Here is a 17,588-nt window from a genome sequence, read left to right on the forward strand (position 1 = left end):
GGTCGCTCGGCGGCATTTGACAGAAGCATACGACAGCAACCACTATCGCTTCATACGACAGCAGATGCTTTCGTTTGATCGACTGCTTGATCTGCTCCGCCGAATCTCGCCGCAAGGAGTCACATCATGGATCTGCACCTCGAGGACAAGGTCGTCATCGTCACCGGCGCCTCCGGTGGCATCGGACTGGCCACCGCCGAGCTGCTCTCAGCGGAAGGGGCCGTGGTCGTGGGCGTCGCCCGCCAACCGGTCGAGTCCGGGCTCGGCAAGGAGGGCAGCGCGATCGCCGCCGACCTCACCGACGCCGCCAGCGCACCGCGCGTCGTCGAGACCGTGATGGAGCGGTACGGCCGGATCGACGGGCTGGTCAACAACGCGGGCGGGCTGCACCTGCGCGACGGCTTCCTGTCGATCACCGAGGAGCAGTGGCTGGACATCTTCCAGCTCAACTTCCATGCCGCGCGCCGGATGAGCAAGGCCGCATTGCCCGCTCTCCTCGAGGGCGACGGCGGCAGCATGGTCCACGTGGGCAGCGAATCGGCCCGGCTGGCCTCGATCTTCAACCCCGACTACGCCGCGGCGAAGCTGGCCCTGCTGTCCCTGTCCAAGTCGCTGGCCACCGAGTTCACCCCACGGGGCGTACGTTCGAACGTCGTGGTCCCCGGGATGACCCGGACCGGGCTGTTCGAGCGGCCGGGCGCGTTCGGCGACCAGATCGCCGCGGCGCTCGGCACGGACGTGGACGGCGCGATCGACCAGATCCTCACCAGTCACCGTCCGTCGCTGACCCGGCGCATCGCGGAATCCGAGGAGATCGCCCGCGTCATCGCCTATCTCATCTCCCCTCTCTCCGGCCAGGTCGCCGGCGCCGAATGGATCATCGACGGCGGCGCCCTGCCGCAGATCTGAGCGATTCCGTCCGTGGCCCCGCGTAGCGTGCTGTCCATGGCCACGCTCCTGGACAACCTGCTGGACCTTTCCGACTTCGCCTGGCAGCGCCTGCGCACCCGGCTGGAAGGGCTGACCGACGAGGAATACCTCTGGGAAACCGCCACCGACCCGGCGTTCGGAGCCACTCCGCTCGGCTGGGCTCAGTGGTACGGACAGCGGCAGGCAGCCGACTATCTCGAACGAGGCGTGTGACGGTTCACGGCGTGGCCGAGCCGCCGGGCGGGCTCGGTCGTGGCTTCGCGGGATGAAAGGATCGGACCTCAATATGACCGAAAGGCACATGAGATGGCTCCGAACATCGCGACCGCCCGCCACGTCGACCTCCCCGAACTGCTCGATTTCCTCCGCCCCAGGCACCACGGCCTGCTGTCGACCACCCGTACGGACGGGCGGCCGCAACTCTCGCCGGTCTCCTGCGGAGTTGACGAGGGCGGCCGGATCGTGGTCTCCACCTACCCCGACCGCGCCAAGGCGCGCAACGCCCGCCGGGACGAGCGGGCGTCGATCTGCGTGTTGTCCGACGACTGGAACGGCCCGTATGTCCAGGTCGACGGGCACGCCGAGGTGCTCGACATGCCCGATGCCGTCGACGCGCTCGTGGAGTACTACCGGTGCATCGCCGGTGAGCACCCCGACTGGGACGAATACCGTGCCGCCATGCGACGCCAGGACAAGTCGCTGATCCGCCTCCACATCGACCGCTGGGGCCCCATCGCGACCGGCGGCTTCCCCGCGCGCCTGATGTCCGGACAGTGACGGCCACGTTCAGCTATGCGGCTTCCGACGGCGGGCACGGCCAGCAGGGACGGCAGCGCGACCAGCACCGGCACGACCATCGCGGCGATCGACAACCACAGTTCCCCGCTCAGCCAGGCCACACCGAGCCCGGCGGCTCAGATGGCGAGCTGGACCCGGTACTCCCTGAGCCACGCGTCGAGCTGCAGCAGCCGCTCCAGCGAGGCGCGGGTGGACAGGGCGCTGGAATCGCCCACGGGCTGGTCGATGACCGCGCGCGCCTTGTCCAGGTCGATCAGCTGGGTGTAGGGCAGGTCGTCCCGCTCGATCAGCGCCCGCGCCTGGTCGCGCAGCACCTGCTCGTAGGACGGGTCCTGGGTGGCCGGGTAGGGGCTCTTGACGCGCTGGAGGATGTTCTCGGGCAACAGGTCCGCGGCGGCGGCGCGCAGCAGGCTCTTCTCCCGCCCGTCGAAGGTCTTGATCGCCCAGGGGGCGTTGAAGACGTACTCCACCAGCCGGTGGTCGCAGAACGGCACCCGGACCTCCAGCCCGACGGCCATGCTCATCCGGTCCTTGCGGTCGAGCAGGATCTGTACGAACCGGGTGAGGTGCAGGTAGCTGACCTCCCGCATCCGCCGCTCGTGCCCCGTCTCGCCGCGCAGCCTGGGCACCTCGTCGAGCGCCTGGCGGTAGCGATCGTCCTGGTAGCCGGGGACGTCGAGGACGCGTTCCACCTCGTCGATGAGGATCTTCTCCACCCCGGCGTGGTCGGCGAAGTGGCCGCCGGCCAGCCACGGGAAGGTGCCGGCCCCGACCGACTCGGGGTCGTGGAACCACCGGTAGCCGCCGAAGACCTCGTCGGCCGACTCCCCGGACAGCGCCACCGTGGAGTGCCCCCTGATCGCCTTGAACAGCAGGTACAGCGAGCTGTCCATGTCCCCGATGCCGATCGGCAGGTCGCGGGCGCGCAACACGGCGGCGCGCACGGCCGGGTCCATCAGCTCCGCCGAGTCGAGCACGATGTCGGTGTGCTCGGCGCCGACGTGGCCGGCCAGCTCGTGTACGTACGGCGCGTCGGGCGTCGAACGGGTGAGATCGGGTTTGAAGTGCTCGGTGTAGCCGGCGAAGTCGACGGCGAACGAGCGGACCGTGCCCAGATGCTGCTCCCGCAGGTCCTTCGCGGCCAGCGCGGTGATCGTGCTGGAGTCGAGGCCCCCGGACAGCAGCGTGCACAGCGGCACGTCGCTGATGAGCTGGCGGGCGACGATGTCGTCCAGCAGGCCGCGCACCGTCTTGACCGTGAAGTCGACGTCGTCCGGGTGCTCGTGGGACTCCAGCTGCCAATAGCGGCGCTTGCGGACCCCCTCGCGGTTCACCCGGACGAGCTGGCCGGGGCGCACCTCGTACATGCCCCTGAAGATCCCGTGCTCCGGCGTCTTGACGAACGCCATCATCTCGCGCAGCCCGTCGGCGTCGACCACCCGCTGGGCGAGCGGGTTGGCCAGGATCGCCTTGGGCTCCGAGCCGAACAGCACGCCGTGCGGCGTCGGGTAGAAGTACAGCGGTTTGATGCCCATGCGGTCGCGGACCAGGAGCAGTTCCTCGCGCCGGGCGTCCCAGACGGCGAAGGCGTACATGCCGTTCAGGTGCTCGGCCAGGTCCTCGCCCCACTCGACGTAGGCGCGCAGGACGACCTCGGTGTCACTCTGGGTGCGGAAGCGGTGCCCGCGAGCGGCCAGTTCCGCGCGCAACTCGCGGTAGTTGTACACCTCTCCGCTGTACGTGAGGACGGCCGGCTGCCGCCCGTCCTCGTCGGCGACCATCGGCTGCCGGCCCCCCGCGAGGTCGATGATGGCGAGCCTGCGGTGGCCGATGGCGGCGTGCGGCCCCGTCCAGAGCCCTTCGTCGTCGGGGCCCCGGCAGGCCATCGTGTCCGTCATGGCCTGCGCGGTCTCCCTCGCGTCCCGCAGGTCCCTCTCGAAGTCCACCCATCCGCAAATGCCACACATATCGGCTCCCCCGATGTCTCCGACCCCTTAAGATGCCCGGTTTAGGCGATATATCCCGAAATATTGCTAACTGTGACATATATCGCGTTTTGGGGATCTGGGTAGATCAGCCGGCAGGAGCAGCCGGAACTCCGTCCGGCCCGGACGACTGCGCACGTCCACCGAACCGCCGTGGGCGGCCATCACGGCCCGGACGATCGCCAGGCCGAGCCCGGCCCCTCCGGTGGCGCGTGACCGGCCCGGGTCCGCGCGGGAGAACCGCTCGAAGATCTCCTCCTGCAGCTCGGCCGGTATTCCGGGACCGTCGTCCCTGACGCTGACCTCCACCTCGGCCGGCAACCGCCGGACGGCCACGGTGACCGTGGTCCCCTCCGGCGTGTGGACGCGGGCGTTGCTCAGCAGGTTCGCGATCACCTGGTGCAGCCGGAGCGGGTCGCCGGTCACCGTGACGGGATCCTCCGGCAGCTCCAGCCGCCAGTGGTGGCCGGGCGCGGCGGCCCGCGCGTCGCCCGTGGCCTCGATGGCCAGGCGGGTCAGGTCGACCTCCTCCCTGGCCAGCGGCCGTCCCTCGTCCAGCCGGACCAGCAGGAGCAGTTCGTCGACCAGCTCGCTCATCCGTCCGGACTCGGCGTCGATCCTGCTCAGCGCATGCCGTACATCGTCTGACATGGACCCGCGGCCGCGCAGCGCGAGCTCGGCGTGCCCGCGGATCGCCGCGAGCGGCGTGCGCAGCTCGTGGCTGGCGTCGGCGGCGAAGGCGCGCAGCCGCTGCTCGACGGCGTGCCTGCGGCCGAGAGCGGCCTCCACGTGGCCCAGCATGCGGTTGAACGCGGCCCCGACCTGGCCCGTCTCGGTTCGCGGGTCGGTGTCGGGCACGCGTTCGGCCAGGGTCACCTCGCCGCTGGCCAGGGGCAGCTCGCTCACCTTGCGGGCGGTCACGGCGATGCGTTGCAGCGGACGCAGCGAAAGCCGCACCCACAACGCGCCCGCGACACCGGCGACGCCGAGCGCGCCCCCGAACATCACCAGCTCGAACAGCTCCAGCCGATCCAGCGTCTCCTCCACCCCCTGCAGCGAAAGCCCGGTGATCAGGACATCGCCGTCCCGGCCCCGGGCGGCGTGGACCCGGTAGTCGTCCAGGACGGACAGGTCCACGGTCTGCGGCGACCGGCCGACGGGCAGCGCGGCGAGCGTCTCCTCGTCATCGCGGCTGAGCGCGACTGGCGTGGTGCCCTCCTGCGACACGACCGCCGCCTGCGTGACGCGCCCGCCGACCAGCCGCGCGCCGAACATGCCGCGCGCCTGTCCTCGCGTGTCCTCGCCGTGCTCCAGGCTGGTGGCGAACCGCACGCCGTACCCGTCGAGCTGCTGGTCGACGCGGCTGACCAGGAAGTCGTTCATCGCCAGCGTCGTGGCCACGCCGACGGCCGCGCACGACAGCGCCAGCAGCACCAGCAGCCCCGCGATCAGCCGGGCCCTGAGCGTACGCGGCAGCAGGCGCACGGCTGCTGCGCGGACCCGCATGAGGAGGTTCACGGCTTGAGCACGTAACCGACGCCGCGCACGGTGTGGATCAGCGGCCGGCGGCCAGCGTCGATCTTCTTGCGCAGATAGCTGATGTAGAGCTCGACCACGTGCGCCTGGCCGCCGAAATCGTAGGACCAGACGTGGTCGAGGATCTGCGCCTTGGTCAGCACCCGGCGCGGGTTGCACATGAGCAGGCGCAACAGCTCGAACTCGGTGGGCGTCAGATCGATCGGGGTGCCGGCCCTGCTCACCTCCCTGGCCTCCTCGTCCATGGACAGGTCGGCCACCACGAGCCGGTCGCCGTCACCGGGACGCGCCATGCCCGCGCGGCGCAGCAGCCCGCGCAACCGGGCGAGCACCTCCTCCAGGCTGAACGGCTTGGTCACGTAGTCGTCGCCGCCCGCCGTGATGCCCGCGATCCGGTCCTCCACCGCGTCACGCGCGGTCAGGAACAACACACACAGCTCGGGCATTCGCTCCCTGAGCCTGCGCATCAGCTCAAGCCCGTGCAGGTCGGGCAGCATGATGTCCAGGATCGCCGCGTCCGGCTCGAACCCCTCGGCCGCGCGAATCGCGGCGTCCCCGCTCGCCACGGCACGGACCTGCCAGCCTTCCTGGCACAGCGTCCGCTCCAGCACCTCCAGGAGGTCCGGTTCGTCGTCGACGACGAGCACGCGGATGGGCGTGCCGTCCGGGCGCGACAAGGTGCTCATCTTCACCCCCTTGGCCAGGAAATACGAGCTCTTTCTGAGAATCCTCTGAAGGGCTCGTTCAGAGGAAAAGCAGAGACTGACCTGACACGGTGGCCGTCATGACCGCCACTCACGGTACCGTCCGGCGGGCCGCCGTCACGACGCGCCCGCGCCGCCGCGTCCGGCCCTCGTTGCCGCTGGCGGGCATAGTGGCGGGCGCGGGCGCGGTGATCGCCCTGTGGTGGCTCGGCACGCCGTCGGTGTCAGGGCTGGACGGCTGGCTCACCGAGGCCGGGCGCGTCACGGGCCTCCTGTCAGGGTACGGCCTGGCGGTGCTGCTCGGGCTCATGGCCAGAGTCCCGGCACTGGAACGCGGCGTCGGCAGCGACCGGCTGGCCCGCTGGCACGCCATGGGCGGCCGGTACGTCATCGGGCTCGTCACGGCGCACGCGCTGACCATCGTCTGGGGGTACGCCGTCGCCGACCGGATCGGCGTGGTGGACGAGACGGTCACCATGGTGTTGTCCTTCCCCGACGTGCTGAAGGCGACCGTGGCCCTGCTGCTCCTCCTCGGGGTCGGCCTGGTGTCGGCCCGCGCCGCGCGCCGCAGGCTGCGTTACGAAACGTGGTTCTACCTGCATTTCTACACGTACCTGGCGGCCTGGCTGGCGTTCGGTCACCAGCTCGCGACCGGCGCCCAGTTCACCGGCGACCGCTTGGCGCAGCTCGCCTGGTACGCCCTCTATCTCGGGGTGGCCGCGCTGCTGGTCTGGTACCGCTTCCTGGGCCCGGTCCGGTTGTGGGCGCGGCACCGCCTGCGTGTGTCCCAGGTCAGCACGGACGCCCCGGGCGTCGTCTCGATCTACCTCACCGGCCGGGGCCTGCGGCGGCTGCGTGCCGAGCCCGGCCAGTTCTTCCGCTGGCGGTTCCTGGCCCGCGGGTTGTGGTGGTCGGCCAACCCGTACTCGCTGTCCGCGCCGCCCAACGCCGGCGGGCTGCGCATCACGGTGAAGGCGCTGGGCGACCACAGCGCGGCGCTCACGGGGCTGCGGCCGGGCACCCCGGTGATCGCCGAGGGCCCGTACGGAGGCTTCACCGCACGCCCCGGCCGGAGCGGCAAGTCGCTGCTGATCGCGGGCGGCGTCGGCATCACCCCGCTGCGTGCCTTGTTCGAGACGCTGCCCGGGCGGGTGACGCTGCTCTACCGCGCCCGCACGACCGCGGAGCTGCTCTTCAAGGACGAGCTGGAGGAGATCGTCAGAGCCCGCGGCGACGCGACGCTCTACTGCTCTGCCGGGCCCAGGTCCCAGAACCTGTTCGAGGGGCTCGAACGCCTGCTGCCCGATCTGCGCGAGCACGACGTCTACGTGTGCGGGCCGCACGAGATGACGCAGGCGGCGATCAGGGCGATGCGGTCGGCGGGCGTGCCCAGAGGCCGGATCCATCACGAATCGTTCGAGTTCTAGTGGAGGTCCCTTGCGCAGGGTGCTGCTCGCGGTGGTCGTCACCGCCATCGGCCTGGTGCTGCTGCTGTCGTTCAAGCCGCACGACGTCGCGGGCGTCGCCCAGCCGCCCGCCGCCATCGCCCAGACGCAGGATCCTGGGAACGAGGCCCCCGCGACCCATCGGCCCGCCGGTGATCGCGCCTTCGACGGGGACGTCGCGGACACCCGCTGGGGACCCGTGCAGGTGCGGATCACCGTCACCGACGGCAAGATCGCTGATATCGAGGTGCTGCGATCGCCGGACGGCAACCGGCGCGACATCGAGATCAACGACAGGGCGCTGCCCATCCTGCGGCAGGAGACCATGTCGGCCCAGAGCGCCCAGATCGACTCCGTCTCCGGCGCCAGCTATACCAGCGACGGCTACATCCGCTCCCTGCAGAGCGCCATCGACCGGGCCGGGCTGTGACCCGCCACGTCGAGCGGGCGATGGGCACCGTCTTCTCCTTCGACGTACGCCACGACGCCGATGACGCGGTGGCGCGAGCGGTCGCCTGGCTGCACCACGTGGACGCGGTCTTCTCCACCTACCGGCCCGGCAGCGCGATCAGCCGCCTGGCTCGGGGCGAGCTCGGCGTGCGGGGCTGCCCGCCCGAGGTGGCCCGGGTACTCGCGCTGTGCGCGCAGGCCGAGCAACAAACCGACGGATATTTCACGACATATCCTGGCGGCCGGCTGGATCCATCCGGCCTGGTGAAGGGCTGGGCGATCGAGCAGGCGTCCCTGCTGCTGACCGAGGCGGGCGCACCCCGCCACTGCGTCAACGGCGGCGGCGACATCCAGCTCGGCCCGGATCCCGGCCCGTGGCGAATCGGGATCGCCCACCCCCTGCGGCCCGCCGCCGTCTGCACCGTGGTCACCGGCCACGACCTGGCCATAGCCACCTCGGGCAGCGCCGAACGCGGCCCGCACATCCTCGACCCGCACACCGGGCTCCCCGCCACCGCGCTGCTGTCCATCACCCTCGTCGGCCCCCGCCTGACCACCGTCGACGCCTGCGCGACCGCGGCGTTCGCGATGGGTGAGGCCGCCCGCGACTGGGTCGAGGAGAGCCCCGGCCTCGAGGCATTCGCGGTGACCGCGAACGGCCGCACGTGGCAGACCTCCGGCTTCGCCGCGCTCACCGTCCGGAGGTGATCGCGGGCGTCATACTCGGTTGAAGGTCAGCTACGACTGTGAGGTAACCGATGGCGGAGAGCCTGCTGCGCAATGTCTTCCACGTGCCCGCCCCGCCGTCCGCGGTGCTCGCGCATCTGAGCGAGCCGTCGAGCTACGTCGGCCTGTCGCCGCTCGTGGTCGAGGTGCGGGACGTGCGGCGGGAGCCCGGCGAGACCCGGTTCGTGTCCGTGGAGCGGTTCCGGTTCCTGGGCTTCCTGAAGTACGACAACCTGATCAAAGTGACGTTGCGCTGCACCGCCGAGGGCGTCGAGGGGGAGGTGGACAGCCCCGGCGGGGTGCGGCTCGACTACCGGTTCGGGCTGGCCGCCGACGGTGCGGGGACCGAGGTCGAGGACGTGCTGACGGTGCACGCGACGTTCGGGCCGCTGCTCCGCTATGCCGCCGGCAAGGCCAGGGAGGTCCAGCTCGCCCGCGCGGGGGTGCTCGCGGAACGTGCTCGTACGTTATGAGCAGCGGGGATCCTTGGCGGGCCGCTGGCCGTTGCTTTCAGTTTTGTCGCCTGAGGCAGTGAAAGACTGATTTGCGCAGCCGGGAGGCAGACGGGGGTGGGGGTCCGGTGGCGGACGAGGGTGACGTCTTCGACGTGATCGTGATAGGCGGGGGGCCGGTCGGGATAACCGCCGCCGCGCGCGCCGTACGCGGCGGGCTGACGGCGGCCCTCGTCGAGGAGCGGCTGGCGGGCGGCGAGTGCCAGTACTACGCGTGCATCCCGAGCAAGGCGCTGCTTCGGCCGATGGAGCTGGCGGCCGAGGTGGGCCGGATGCCGGGGCTGGAGCTGCGCGGGCCGATCGACGCCGACGCGGTGCTGACCCGCCGCGACAAGAGCGTCTTCCACTTCGACGACGGCTCCATGGTCAGCGCGATCGAGGGCTTTCCCACGACGTTCGTACGCGGCAGGGGACGCCTTACCGGGCCGTTGCGGGCCGAGGCGGAGATGCCGGACGGCGGCACCCGGGCGCTGCAGGCCCGGCACGCCGTCGTCATCGCGACCGGCAGCGACCCCGCGTTCCCCGACGTGCCCGGGCTGCGGGAGGCGCGCCCGTGGACGAACCGGGAGGCGACCGCCGTCGAACAGGTGCCCAAGCGGCTGGTCACGATCGGCGGCGGGCCGGTCGGGTGCGAGATGTCCCAAGCGCTGCACTCCCTCGGCTCCCGGGAGACGACCATGCTCGTGCACGGCGACCGGCTGCTGCCCAGGGCCGAGCCGTTCGCCAGCAACCTGCTGGCCGAGTCGTTCCAGGAGTCGGGCATCGACGTGCGCTTCGGCCATCGGCCCGCCCACGTCGAGCGACCGGTCCCGGGCGGCCAGGTGACCGTCCAGGCCCACAACGGCGCGCTGATCGAGGCCGACGAGATCCTCGTCGGCTGCGGCCGCTGGCCGGCCGTGCACGACATCGGCCTGGAGACGATCGGCCTCAAGGCGAACGGCCCGATCGAGGTGGACGACAGCATGCGGGCCACCGCCGTACCCGATGGCTGGCTCTACGCCGTCGGCGACGTCAACGGGCGCAACCTGCTCACCCACATGGGCAAGTACCAGGCTCGGGTGTGCGGCGACGTGATCGTGGCCCGCGCCGCGGGCCGGCCCGACGACGAGCTGGCGCTGCGCGACACCGCCGACGGCCGGGGCGCCCCCCAGGTCATCTTCACCGATCCGCAGATCTGCATGGTCGGGCGCACGGAGTCCCGCGCCCGCGCCGACGGCTTCAACGTCCGCGCCGTCGAGTACGACATGGGCGCGGTCGCCGGCGCCCAGCTCATGGCCGACGGCTACACCGGCCGGGCCAAGGCGGTCGTGGACCAGGACCGGCGGGTGCTCCTCGGCGTCACCTTCGCCGGCCCCGCGGTGGTCGATCTCCTGCACGGGGCGACGATCGCGGTGAACGCCGAGGTGCCGCTCGACCTGCTGTGGCACGCCGTGCCCTCGTTCCCCACGGTCAGCGAGATCTGGTTGCGGCTCCTGGAGGCGTACGGCCTTTGACGATTTGCCCGCCGATTCCCTCCAGCACCCGATCCAGCCCGTACTGGAAGCGCTCGGCAGGAGCGAGATGGGCGGTCCTGGACTCCAGCAGGGACCGGTTGAACATCGGGTACGCGCCCGATTCGACGACCTGGCGCACGTACGGCCCGATGTAGTCCCGTTTCCAGCGCTCCGGGTCCAGGCCGGTACGGCGGGCCTCCTCCAGCCAGCCGATCTCGCGGCGGATCGCGCTGTGGAGATAGTCGTTCAGCATGCCGACGAAGCTGGTGATCTCGTCGATATCGAGGCCGAGCCCGTCGAGCGCACCGAGGGCGAACTCGTGCACACGCAGGAGCTGCGGACCCAGGGTCGGGCGGCCGGCGAGGAGCGTGATCAGCCAGGGGTGACGTAGTCCCGCGGCGCGCGTCCGGTGGGCGACGAGCGAAAGATCGCCTCGCCAGTCGCCGGACGGCCGGTCGGGGAGCTCGACCTCGCCCATCACCATGTCGATCATGAGATCGAACAGGTCATCGCGTCTCGGTACGTACCGGTACAGCGACATGGCCCCGGTGCCCAGCTCGTCCGCGATCCGGCGCATGGTCGTGGCCTCGACCCCTTCGGCGTCGGCGATCCGGACCGCCGCCAGGGTGACCTGCTCCCGGCTGTAGCCGGGCCGCCGCCCGGGACCGGCCCGCTCCAGGCGTTCCGGGCGCATCCAGATGCTGGTCGGTACCTCGTCGGACACCTGCCCTCCTCTGTTTGCGTACATCGTACCTGAATGGCTATGGTCACTTTCGAGTACGTAGTACGCGAAAGGAGCATCATGATGACATTGACCGGCAAGACGGCGCTGGTGACCGGCGCGAGCAGGGGAATCGGGCGGGCCATCGCCACCCGGCTGGCACGGGAGGGCGCCCGGGTCGCCGTGCACTACGGCGGCAACCACACGGCGGCGAAAGACACGGTCTCGGCCATCGAAGCGGCCGGCGGGCAGGCCTTCGCCCTCCAGGCGGAGCTGGGCGTGCCGGGGGACGCCGAGGCGTTGTGGGCCGCGTTCGACGCCCACGCCGACGGCCTGGACATCCTGGTCAACAACGCGGGGATCCTCGGCGACCAGGCCGAGATCGAGGGCGTGACCCGGGAGGGCTTCGAGCGGCTGTTCGCGGTCAACACCACCGCCCCGTTCTTCATCACCCGGCTCGCTCTGCCGCGGCTGCGAGACGGCGGGCGGATCATCACGATCGGCACCATGCTGACCCGGGGCCCGGCCATGCCCAGGGCGATCGACTACGCCATGTCCAAGGCGGCGCTCGACGTACTCACCCGGACGCTGGCCAAGCAGCTCGGACCGCGGGGCATCACGGTCAACACCGTGGCACCCGGGGTGATCGACACGGACATGCACCAGGGCCGCCTCGTCGGCGAGGCCCTGGCCTGGTTGTCGTCGTTGTCGCCGCTGGGCCGGCTGGGCACGCCGGAGGAGGTCGCCGACACCGTGGCCTTCCTGGCCTCGGACGACAGCCGCTACGTGACCGGGCACCGCCTGGACGTCTCAGGCGGCACGACCATGTAGCTTGAGGCTGCGGCGTTTGGGCAGGGTCTTCGAAGCGCATCAGCACGCACAGGAAGTTTCCATGGCTGCGACACCTGGCCGGCCAGAGGGACATGGGCAGGCCGCCTCCTCTGAAACTGAGCGTGACCGCCTCGCCGAGGCGGCCCGGCTGCTGCGGGTGGGCACGATGGTGCACACACTGCTCGACGAGGCCCGGGAGCTCTCGCTCGACGAACACGCCCGCGATCGGCTGCGGCACATTCACGCGCGGGCGGTCGAGGAGGTCGCCCAGTCGGTGGCACCGGAACTCCGGGACGAGCTGGAACGCCTCCTGCCCGATTCGTCAGGCCCTGCGACCCAGGCGGAGATCCGGATCCTGCAGGCTCAGCTGGTCGGCTGGCTCGAGGGCATCTTCCAGAGCATCCAGGCCGGCCTGGCCCCGCCCCAAGGCGCATTCCGGGAGTCGGCGGGCCTGTCAAGCACGGATCAAGAGGAGGCTCCGTAAGAGGAAAGCCGCAGCCCGGCCGTGATTGGCGCCGCCCAGCGGGAAAGTGCGAAGGGAAACCGGTGCGCACTGCTGCCGTCGAACGGAGAACCAAGGGAATGGCCATCACGGCGGACGTGCGGCCCAGGAGCATCCGGCTCCCGGGGATCGTGCTGGGAGTGGGCCTCGGCGGATTCGTCGACGGCATCCTGCTGCACCAGCTCCTGCAGTGGCATCACATGCTCACCAGCACCGACTCCGACAACATCGGCGTGAAGTACTACTCCCCCTACACGATCCCCGGGCTGGAGATGAACACCGTGTGGGACGGCCTCTTCCACACCGTGTGCTGGCTGGCGGTGCTGATCGGCCTGGCCATCCTGTACTCCCGCGTCACCCGCCATCGGCGCCGGGTGTGGACCTCCAGCGTCCTGTGGGGCTGGATCCTCGTCGGCTGGGGCCTGTTCAACCTGGTCGAAGGCCTCCTGGACCACCACGTCCTGGGCATCCACCACGTCCGCGGCGGCCCGTACCAGTTGTGGTGGGACCTCGGCTTCCTGCTCCTGGGCGCCCTGCTCGTCGTCGGGGGCTACCTGCTCCAGCGCAGCGGGAGGCCTTTCGACCCCGATGCGCGATGACCTGCGGCATCTGCACCAAGCCGACGGCGCGCTGGAGATACTGCTGCCCGCGGCCGCGATGTTGCTGCTCGCCGCCGCCTATCTCCTCCTGGCGCGCACGGCGCGCCTGCGTAACCCGGCGAGGGGATGGAGCCGCGCGCGGGCCGGGATCTTCCTCGCCGGATGCGCGCTGACGGCCTTCGCCCTGCTCCCGCCCCTCGCCACGTTCGCCCATGGGGATTTCCGCGGCCACATGCTGCAACACCTGATCGTCGGGATGTACGCCCCGCTCGCCCTCGTATGGGGAGCCCCCGTCACCCTGCTGCTCCGCACGCTGCCCACCGGATGCGCCCGGCGGCTGGTCGCCGTCCTGCGCACCCGCCCCGCACGGCTGCTCACCCATCCGGCCACCGCTCTCGCCCTGAGCACCGGCACACTGGTCGTGCTCTACCTCACGCCGCTGTACGACCTCACCACGAGCCACAGCCTGCACTGGCCGATGCACGTTCACTTCCTGCTGTCGGGCTGCCTGTTCGCGTGGGTCATCGCCGGACCCGGCCCCGCCCCGGCGCGGCCCGGCGTACCCGCCCGGCTGGTGATCCTCGGCGTCGCCATCGCCGCCCACGCCACGATCTCGCAGCTCATGTACGGCGGCTTCCTCGCCGGGGTGCATGCGCCCGCCGACCAGGTCCGAGGCGCGGCCGAGATCATGTACTACGGCGGCGACCTCGCCGAACTCCTCCTCGCCGCCGCACTCGTCACCACCTGGCGGCCATCCCCAGCACTCCGGCGGGAGCACCGGCGAGCCGGGCCTCCCTGGCGGCGCCGAGCTTCCGCTGGAACTCGATGAGGTCGAGGGCTCGCGTCCGCAGCGCGTATCCGCCGCCGACCGACTCGATGACCGCGGCGGGGTGGCCGGGGTCGAGCACGCGGCGCAGCCGGGACACGTACCCGTGCACGTCCACATCACGTGCCGTGCACACGCGTCAATCAGCGGTGGGGAAGTCCGCGGACCTGCTCACGTCGGCCCACGTCTCGGCCTCGGCGGCGCGAGACTTGGACGCCTCCTCGGCCATGCGGACCGCGACCGAGCCGAGTAGGAGGCGCAGCGGCGGCTCGTCGAGGCGGACGATCTCCGTGATGATGGTGGCCGCGCGCGCCGGATCCCCCGGCCACGTGTCGACGGTGGCTTCGCGGTACCGGTTCATCTCGCCGACGGTCCGGTCGTAGTCCGCCCCCACCGGGATGCGCCGCATGGACGAGCCGCCCCAGTCGGTCCTGAACCCGCTGGGCTCGACGATGGTGACCTTGACGCCGAACGGCTTCACCTCGTTGTTGAGCACCTCGGAGAAGCCCTCGACGGCGAATTTCGCGGTCTGGTAGGCGCCCATCCCCGGCGTGCCGCCCACGCGGCCGCCGATGGACGAGAACTGGATGAAGTGGCCGGAGCGTTGTTGACGCAGGACCGGCAGGGCGGCCTTGGTGACGTTGACGACGCCGTACAGGTTCGTCTCGATCTGGGCGCGGAAGTCGGCGTCCGCGGTCTCCTCAATGGGCTGGGAATCGGCGTAGCCGGCGTTGTTCACGACCACGTCGAGCGAGCCGAACTCGTCGAGCGCCGTCTGGACGGCCGCCCGGGCGGCCACCGGGTCGGTGACGTCGAGCCTGGCCGTACGGACGTTGTCGCCGTACTTCCGCACCAGGTCGTCGAGCTGATCGGGACGCCGGGCGGTGGCGAGCACCCGGTCCCCGCCGTCGAGCGCGGCCCTGGCGAGCTCCCGCCCGAATCCGCGGGTGCTGCCGGTGATGAGCCAGGTCTTCGTCATGATGAGAGCCTCTCAACTAAACAGTTATTTACATGCTGCACCTACAGGCTCGGCCTGTCAAATAAACAGTTAGTTGCCTTATCCTGGAGCCATGTCCCCGCAGCCCAGAGACGCCGAAGCCACCAAAGCCCGCCTGCTGCAGGCCGCGACCAGCGAGTTCGCCGCCCACGGCATCGCCGGCGCGCGGATAGAGCGCATCGCGGCGGCGGCGAAGGCGAACAAGGCGCTGATCTACACCTACTTCGGCAACAAGGACCAGCTCTTCGACACCGTCATGGACACGCATGTCACCCGCGTCCTCGACCAGGTCCCCATCACCCCCGAGGACCTGCCCGGTTACGCCGGCCGCCTCTTCGACTTTCTCGTCGCCAACCCCCACCAGCTCCGGCTGGCCACCTGGCTACGCCTGGAACGCGCCCACAACGAGCCGGAGGGGCTGGGCGCCTCCATGCGCCAGAAGGCCGCCGCCATCGCCGAGGCCCAGACCGGAGATCGGCTGACCTCGGCGTTCACCCCCGAGGACCTGCTCGCCTTCACGCTGGCCCTGGCCAATGCCTGGGTGCCGACCAGTCCCATGGCCCCGGCGGAGCTCACCGCCGATCAGCTCGACGCGCGCCGCTCCGCCGTCGTCGAGGCCGTTCGCCGCCTCACCGCCCAGTAGGGGCCGTCCTGCCCCAATCCGGGCATTGCCACTGTTGGTAAAAAGGTAATACCATTCTTCCACCGGGCTGATGTCACTCGAGGAGGCGAAGGTGGCCGCGCCCGTGATGGGGCCCAAGGGGACCGCCGAGCACCGGGAGTTCGTCGGCGCGATCGAGCACCACGACGCCGGTCAAGCCTCCGCGATCATGCGCGCTCACCTGCAGTGCACCGCGGACCGGGTCGCGCCGCACGCCATCCTCTGCTGACGCCCGCGACGGCCCGGCTCCGCCTCCAGCGTGCCGCGGCCGTCAGCCGGCGTAGGGGTCCTGGCCTGCCTGGATGCGGCCGGCCATGGACTTGAGGGCGTCCAGCGCGGTCAGGTAGGTCATCGGGCCGAAGGAGACGCGGGCGACGCCGAGCGCGGCCAGCCTGCCCAGGTCCATGCCGGGCAGGCAGGTGACGTTGACCGGTCCGGGGATGGCCTTGACCAGCTCGGCGATCACCTCTTCTGACGGTGCCAGGATGGGAAAGACGCAGTCGGCGCCGGCCTCCAGGTAGCGGCGGCCACGTTCGACGACCTCCTCGACCGCGGTGGAGCCGGTCAGGAACAGGTCGACCCGAGCGTTGATCACCAGGTCCGGGTCCGCCGCCCGGAGTGCGGCGATGCGCGCAGCCTGCGTGTCGACGTCGACGACTCCCCCGGCTCTGTCACCCGTGGTATCGAGGTGAATTCATCACGTAGGCGGCCATACCTGTATGCGCATACCTTGAGGAAGTTGCACGGCCCCGTACGTACCTCCAGACGGCAGATTCCGGTTTTCGGGAGGTACGTAATGCACCGCAGAGTCGCCCTGCTCTCCACCGTCGCGCTCACCGTGGCGGGCGCTTTGGTCCCCGCGAGCGCCGCCCAGGCCAGCCTCGACCCCAGGCCCGCCAGGTGGTCCGGTGCGGATTCCTGGTCGGAACGCAGGACCGTCCTGCAGTACTGGACCTCGCAGCGCATGCTTGCGGCGCAGCCGCTGGGGGCGCCCGCGCCCCGACGTGCCACCCGGTCGGGCCTGCCGACCCAGGGCACCCCGTGGGCGACCCGCGGCGCCTCGGACACCACGACCCGGCGCACCCCGTGGACCGTCCGCGGCGCCTCGGCGGCCACCACGCAGGGAACGGTCCGGGCCACCTTCGCCCAGCAGGCGGCCCTGGTGCCCAACAGCCCCGGCCTGCGGTGGACCGACGGCGGCGCGGTCGTGCGTACCACCGGACGTGTCTTCTTCACCACCGCCGACGGCCGCAACTCCTCCTGCTCCGGCACGGCCGTGACCAGCGCCAACGAGAGCGTCGTGATGACCGCCGGGCACTGCGTGAAGCTGAACGGCGCCGCCCACCGCAACTGGGTGTTCGTCCCCGGCTTCGACAACGGCCGCCGCCCGTTCGGCACCTGGGTGGCCACCAGGCTGCTCACCACGCAGCAGTGGAACGCTCGCGAGGACATCAACTTCGACATCGCCGCCGCCGTGGTCACGCCGCTGCAGGGCCGGACGCTGACGGACGTCGTGGGCGGGCAGGGGGTGGCGTTCAACCAGCCCAGAAGGCGGCAGATGTACTCCTTCGGCTACCCGGCGGCGGCGCCCTTCGACGGCTCGCGCCTGATCTACTGCAGCGGGCGCGCGTTCGACGACACCGTCATGACCAGAGATCTGGGGCTGGGCTGCAACATGACCGGTGGGGCCAGCGGCGGGCCGTGGTTCCAGGGGTTCGACGAGTCCACCGGGCTCGGCTGGCTGAACTCCGTCAACAGCTTCAAGTACGACTTCGCCCCGGATTTCATGTTCGGCCCCTTCTTCGGAAACGAGGCGATGGCCGTCTACCAGGCCGCCCAGAGGGCCGACGCACTCTGAGACCTATGCGGTGC

Annotated in this window: 22 protein-coding genes; 15 read left to right on the forward strand and 7 right to left on the reverse strand. The window is 70.7% G+C overall.

What is annotated here, in order from left to right:
- Nucleotides 1-126: 126 nt before the first annotated feature.
- The 3 genes from ACFLIM_RS13690 to ACFLIM_RS13700 all read left to right on the forward strand — a co-directional run bounded on the left by ACFLIM_RS13690 (nucleotide 127) and on the right by ACFLIM_RS13700 (nucleotide 1,707).
- Nucleotides 127-909: an SDR family NAD(P)-dependent oxidoreductase gene (locus ACFLIM_RS13690; RefSeq protein ID WP_393165099.1), complete on the forward strand. Its 783-nt coding sequence runs from the start codon at nucleotides 127-129 to the stop codon at nucleotides 907-909.
- Between the two features lie 36 nt (nucleotides 910-945).
- Nucleotides 946-1,143 carry a hypothetical protein gene (locus tag ACFLIM_RS13695; protein ID WP_393165100.1) on the forward strand — a complete coding sequence of 66 codons (198 nt, stop codon included), beginning with the start codon at nucleotides 946-948 and terminating at the stop codon, nucleotides 1,141-1,143.
- 93 nt (nucleotides 1,144-1,236) lie between these two features.
- Nucleotides 1,237-1,707: a PPOX class F420-dependent oxidoreductase gene (locus tag ACFLIM_RS13700; RefSeq protein ID WP_393165101.1), complete on the forward strand. Its 471-nt coding sequence runs from the start codon at nucleotides 1,237-1,239 to the stop codon at nucleotides 1,705-1,707.
- 137 nt (nucleotides 1,708-1,844) lie between these two features.
- Here ACFLIM_RS13700 and asnB read toward each other — a convergent pair whose 3' ends face one another.
- The 3 genes from asnB to ACFLIM_RS13715 form a co-directional block, all read right to left on the reverse strand.
- On the reverse strand, nucleotides 1,845-3,674 hold the full coding sequence (gene asnB, locus ACFLIM_RS13705; protein ID WP_393165103.1) for an asparagine synthase (glutamine-hydrolyzing): 1,830 nt from the start codon (nucleotides 3,672-3,674) through the stop codon (nucleotides 1,845-1,847).
- 87 nt (nucleotides 3,675-3,761) lie between these two features.
- A complete protein-coding gene (locus ACFLIM_RS13710; RefSeq protein ID WP_393165105.1) occupies nucleotides 3,762-5,231 on the reverse strand; it encodes a sensor histidine kinase in 1,470 nt (489 codons plus the stop codon).
- A complete protein-coding gene (locus ACFLIM_RS13715; RefSeq protein ID WP_393165107.1) occupies nucleotides 5,228-5,935 on the reverse strand; it encodes a response regulator transcription factor in 708 nt (235 codons plus the stop codon). Before ACFLIM_RS13715 ends, ACFLIM_RS13710 begins: the two co-directional genes overlap by 4 nt.
- A 98-nt stretch (nucleotides 5,936-6,033) precedes the next feature.
- Between ACFLIM_RS13715 and ACFLIM_RS13720 the strand changes: the two genes are divergently transcribed.
- From ACFLIM_RS13720 to ACFLIM_RS13740, 5 genes are all read left to right on the forward strand, one after another.
- A complete protein-coding gene (locus ACFLIM_RS13720) occupies nucleotides 6,034-7,380 on the forward strand; it encodes a ferredoxin reductase family protein (protein WP_393165109.1) in 1,347 nt (448 codons plus the stop codon).
- 19 nt (nucleotides 7,381-7,399) lie between these two features.
- Nucleotides 7,400-7,828, forward strand: coding sequence for an FMN-binding protein (locus ACFLIM_RS13725; protein WP_393165506.1), 429 nt, complete (start codon nucleotides 7,400-7,402; stop codon nucleotides 7,826-7,828).
- On the forward strand, nucleotides 7,825-8,556 hold the full coding sequence (locus tag ACFLIM_RS13730) for an FAD:protein FMN transferase (protein ID WP_393165111.1): 732 nt from the start codon (nucleotides 7,825-7,827) through the stop codon (nucleotides 8,554-8,556). Before ACFLIM_RS13725 ends, ACFLIM_RS13730 begins: the two co-directional genes overlap by 4 nt.
- Nucleotides 8,557-8,606: 50 nt before the next feature.
- Nucleotides 8,607-9,047, forward strand: coding sequence for an SRPBCC family protein (locus ACFLIM_RS13735; RefSeq protein ID WP_393165113.1), 441 nt, complete (start codon nucleotides 8,607-8,609; stop codon nucleotides 9,045-9,047).
- Nucleotides 9,048-9,154: 107 nt separating this feature from the next.
- A complete protein-coding gene (locus ACFLIM_RS13740) occupies nucleotides 9,155-10,579 on the forward strand; it encodes a dihydrolipoyl dehydrogenase family protein (protein WP_393165115.1) in 1,425 nt (474 codons plus the stop codon).
- On the opposite strand, the gene ACFLIM_RS13745 is transcribed toward ACFLIM_RS13740, so the two are convergent.
- Complete coding sequence (locus ACFLIM_RS13745; protein WP_393165117.1) at nucleotides 10,536-11,303, reverse strand: TetR/AcrR family transcriptional regulator; 768 nt, start codon at nucleotides 11,301-11,303, stop codon at nucleotides 10,536-10,538. The genes ACFLIM_RS13740 and ACFLIM_RS13745 overlap by 44 nt on opposite strands.
- Nucleotides 11,304-11,381: 78 nt before the next feature.
- On the opposite strand from ACFLIM_RS13745, the gene ACFLIM_RS13750 reads away from it, so the two are divergent.
- The 4 genes from ACFLIM_RS13750 (at nucleotide 11,382) to ACFLIM_RS13765 (ending at nucleotide 14,061) form a co-directional block, all read left to right on the forward strand.
- The gene (locus ACFLIM_RS13750) at nucleotides 11,382-12,131 is read left to right on the forward strand and encodes an SDR family NAD(P)-dependent oxidoreductase (protein ID WP_393165119.1); all 750 of its coding nucleotides are present in this window, start codon (nucleotides 11,382-11,384) and stop codon (nucleotides 12,129-12,131) included.
- Between the two features lie 61 nt (nucleotides 12,132-12,192).
- Complete coding sequence (locus tag ACFLIM_RS13755; protein ID WP_393165122.1) at nucleotides 12,193-12,615, forward strand: proteasome activator; 423 nt, start codon at nucleotides 12,193-12,195, stop codon at nucleotides 12,613-12,615.
- Nucleotides 12,616-12,713: 98 nt separating this feature from the next.
- Entirely contained in the window at nucleotides 12,714-13,232 is a 519-nt protein-coding gene (locus tag ACFLIM_RS13760) for a DUF2243 domain-containing protein (protein WP_393165124.1), read from the forward strand.
- Entirely contained in the window at nucleotides 13,222-14,061 is an 840-nt protein-coding gene (locus ACFLIM_RS13765) for a cytochrome c oxidase assembly protein (RefSeq protein ID WP_393165126.1), read from the forward strand. Before ACFLIM_RS13760 ends, ACFLIM_RS13765 begins: the two co-directional genes overlap by 11 nt.
- On the opposite strand, the gene ACFLIM_RS13770 is transcribed toward ACFLIM_RS13765, so the two are convergent.
- Nucleotides 13,970-14,194 (reverse strand): hypothetical protein, encoded by a 225-nt coding sequence (locus ACFLIM_RS13770; RefSeq protein ID WP_393165128.1) that lies wholly within the window; start codon nucleotides 14,192-14,194, stop codon nucleotides 13,970-13,972. The two genes, ACFLIM_RS13765 and ACFLIM_RS13770, sit on opposite strands and share 92 nt — an antisense overlap.
- Nucleotides 14,195-14,197: 3 nt before the next feature.
- Nucleotides 14,198-15,037: an oxidoreductase gene (locus ACFLIM_RS13775; protein WP_393165130.1), complete on the reverse strand. Its 840-nt coding sequence runs from the start codon at nucleotides 15,035-15,037 to the stop codon at nucleotides 14,198-14,200.
- Between the two features lie 91 nt (nucleotides 15,038-15,128).
- Between ACFLIM_RS13775 and ACFLIM_RS13780 the strand changes: the two genes are divergently transcribed.
- Both ACFLIM_RS13780 and ACFLIM_RS13785 read left to right on the forward strand, forming a co-directional pair.
- Complete coding sequence (locus ACFLIM_RS13780; RefSeq protein ID WP_393165132.1) at nucleotides 15,129-15,698, forward strand: TetR family transcriptional regulator; 570 nt, start codon at nucleotides 15,129-15,131, stop codon at nucleotides 15,696-15,698.
- A 70-nt stretch (nucleotides 15,699-15,768) separates the two neighbouring features.
- Nucleotides 15,769-15,945 carry a hypothetical protein gene (locus tag ACFLIM_RS13785; protein WP_393165134.1) on the forward strand — a complete coding sequence of 59 codons (177 nt, stop codon included), beginning with the start codon at nucleotides 15,769-15,771 and terminating at the stop codon, nucleotides 15,943-15,945.
- A 42-nt stretch (nucleotides 15,946-15,987) separates the two neighbouring features.
- On the opposite strand, the gene ACFLIM_RS13790 is transcribed toward ACFLIM_RS13785, so the two are convergent.
- The gene (locus ACFLIM_RS13790) at nucleotides 15,988-16,410 is read right to left on the reverse strand and encodes an isocitrate lyase/phosphoenolpyruvate mutase family protein (protein ID WP_393165508.1); all 423 of its coding nucleotides are present in this window, start codon (nucleotides 16,408-16,410) and stop codon (nucleotides 15,988-15,990) included.
- A gap of 102 nt (nucleotides 16,411-16,512) precedes the next feature.
- Here ACFLIM_RS13790 and ACFLIM_RS13795 point away from each other — a divergent pair, with 102 nt between their 5' ends.
- Nucleotides 16,513-17,574, forward strand: a complete 1,062-nt coding sequence (locus ACFLIM_RS13795; RefSeq protein ID WP_393165136.1) for a trypsin-like serine peptidase — start codon at nucleotides 16,513-16,515, stop codon at nucleotides 17,572-17,574.
- Nucleotides 17,575-17,588: the final 14 nt, after the last annotated feature.

It is taken from the genome of Nonomuraea marmarensis (genome assembly GCF_043197025.1).
GTDB lineage: Bacteria > Actinomycetota > Actinomycetes > Streptosporangiales > Streptosporangiaceae > Nonomuraea > Nonomuraea marmarensis.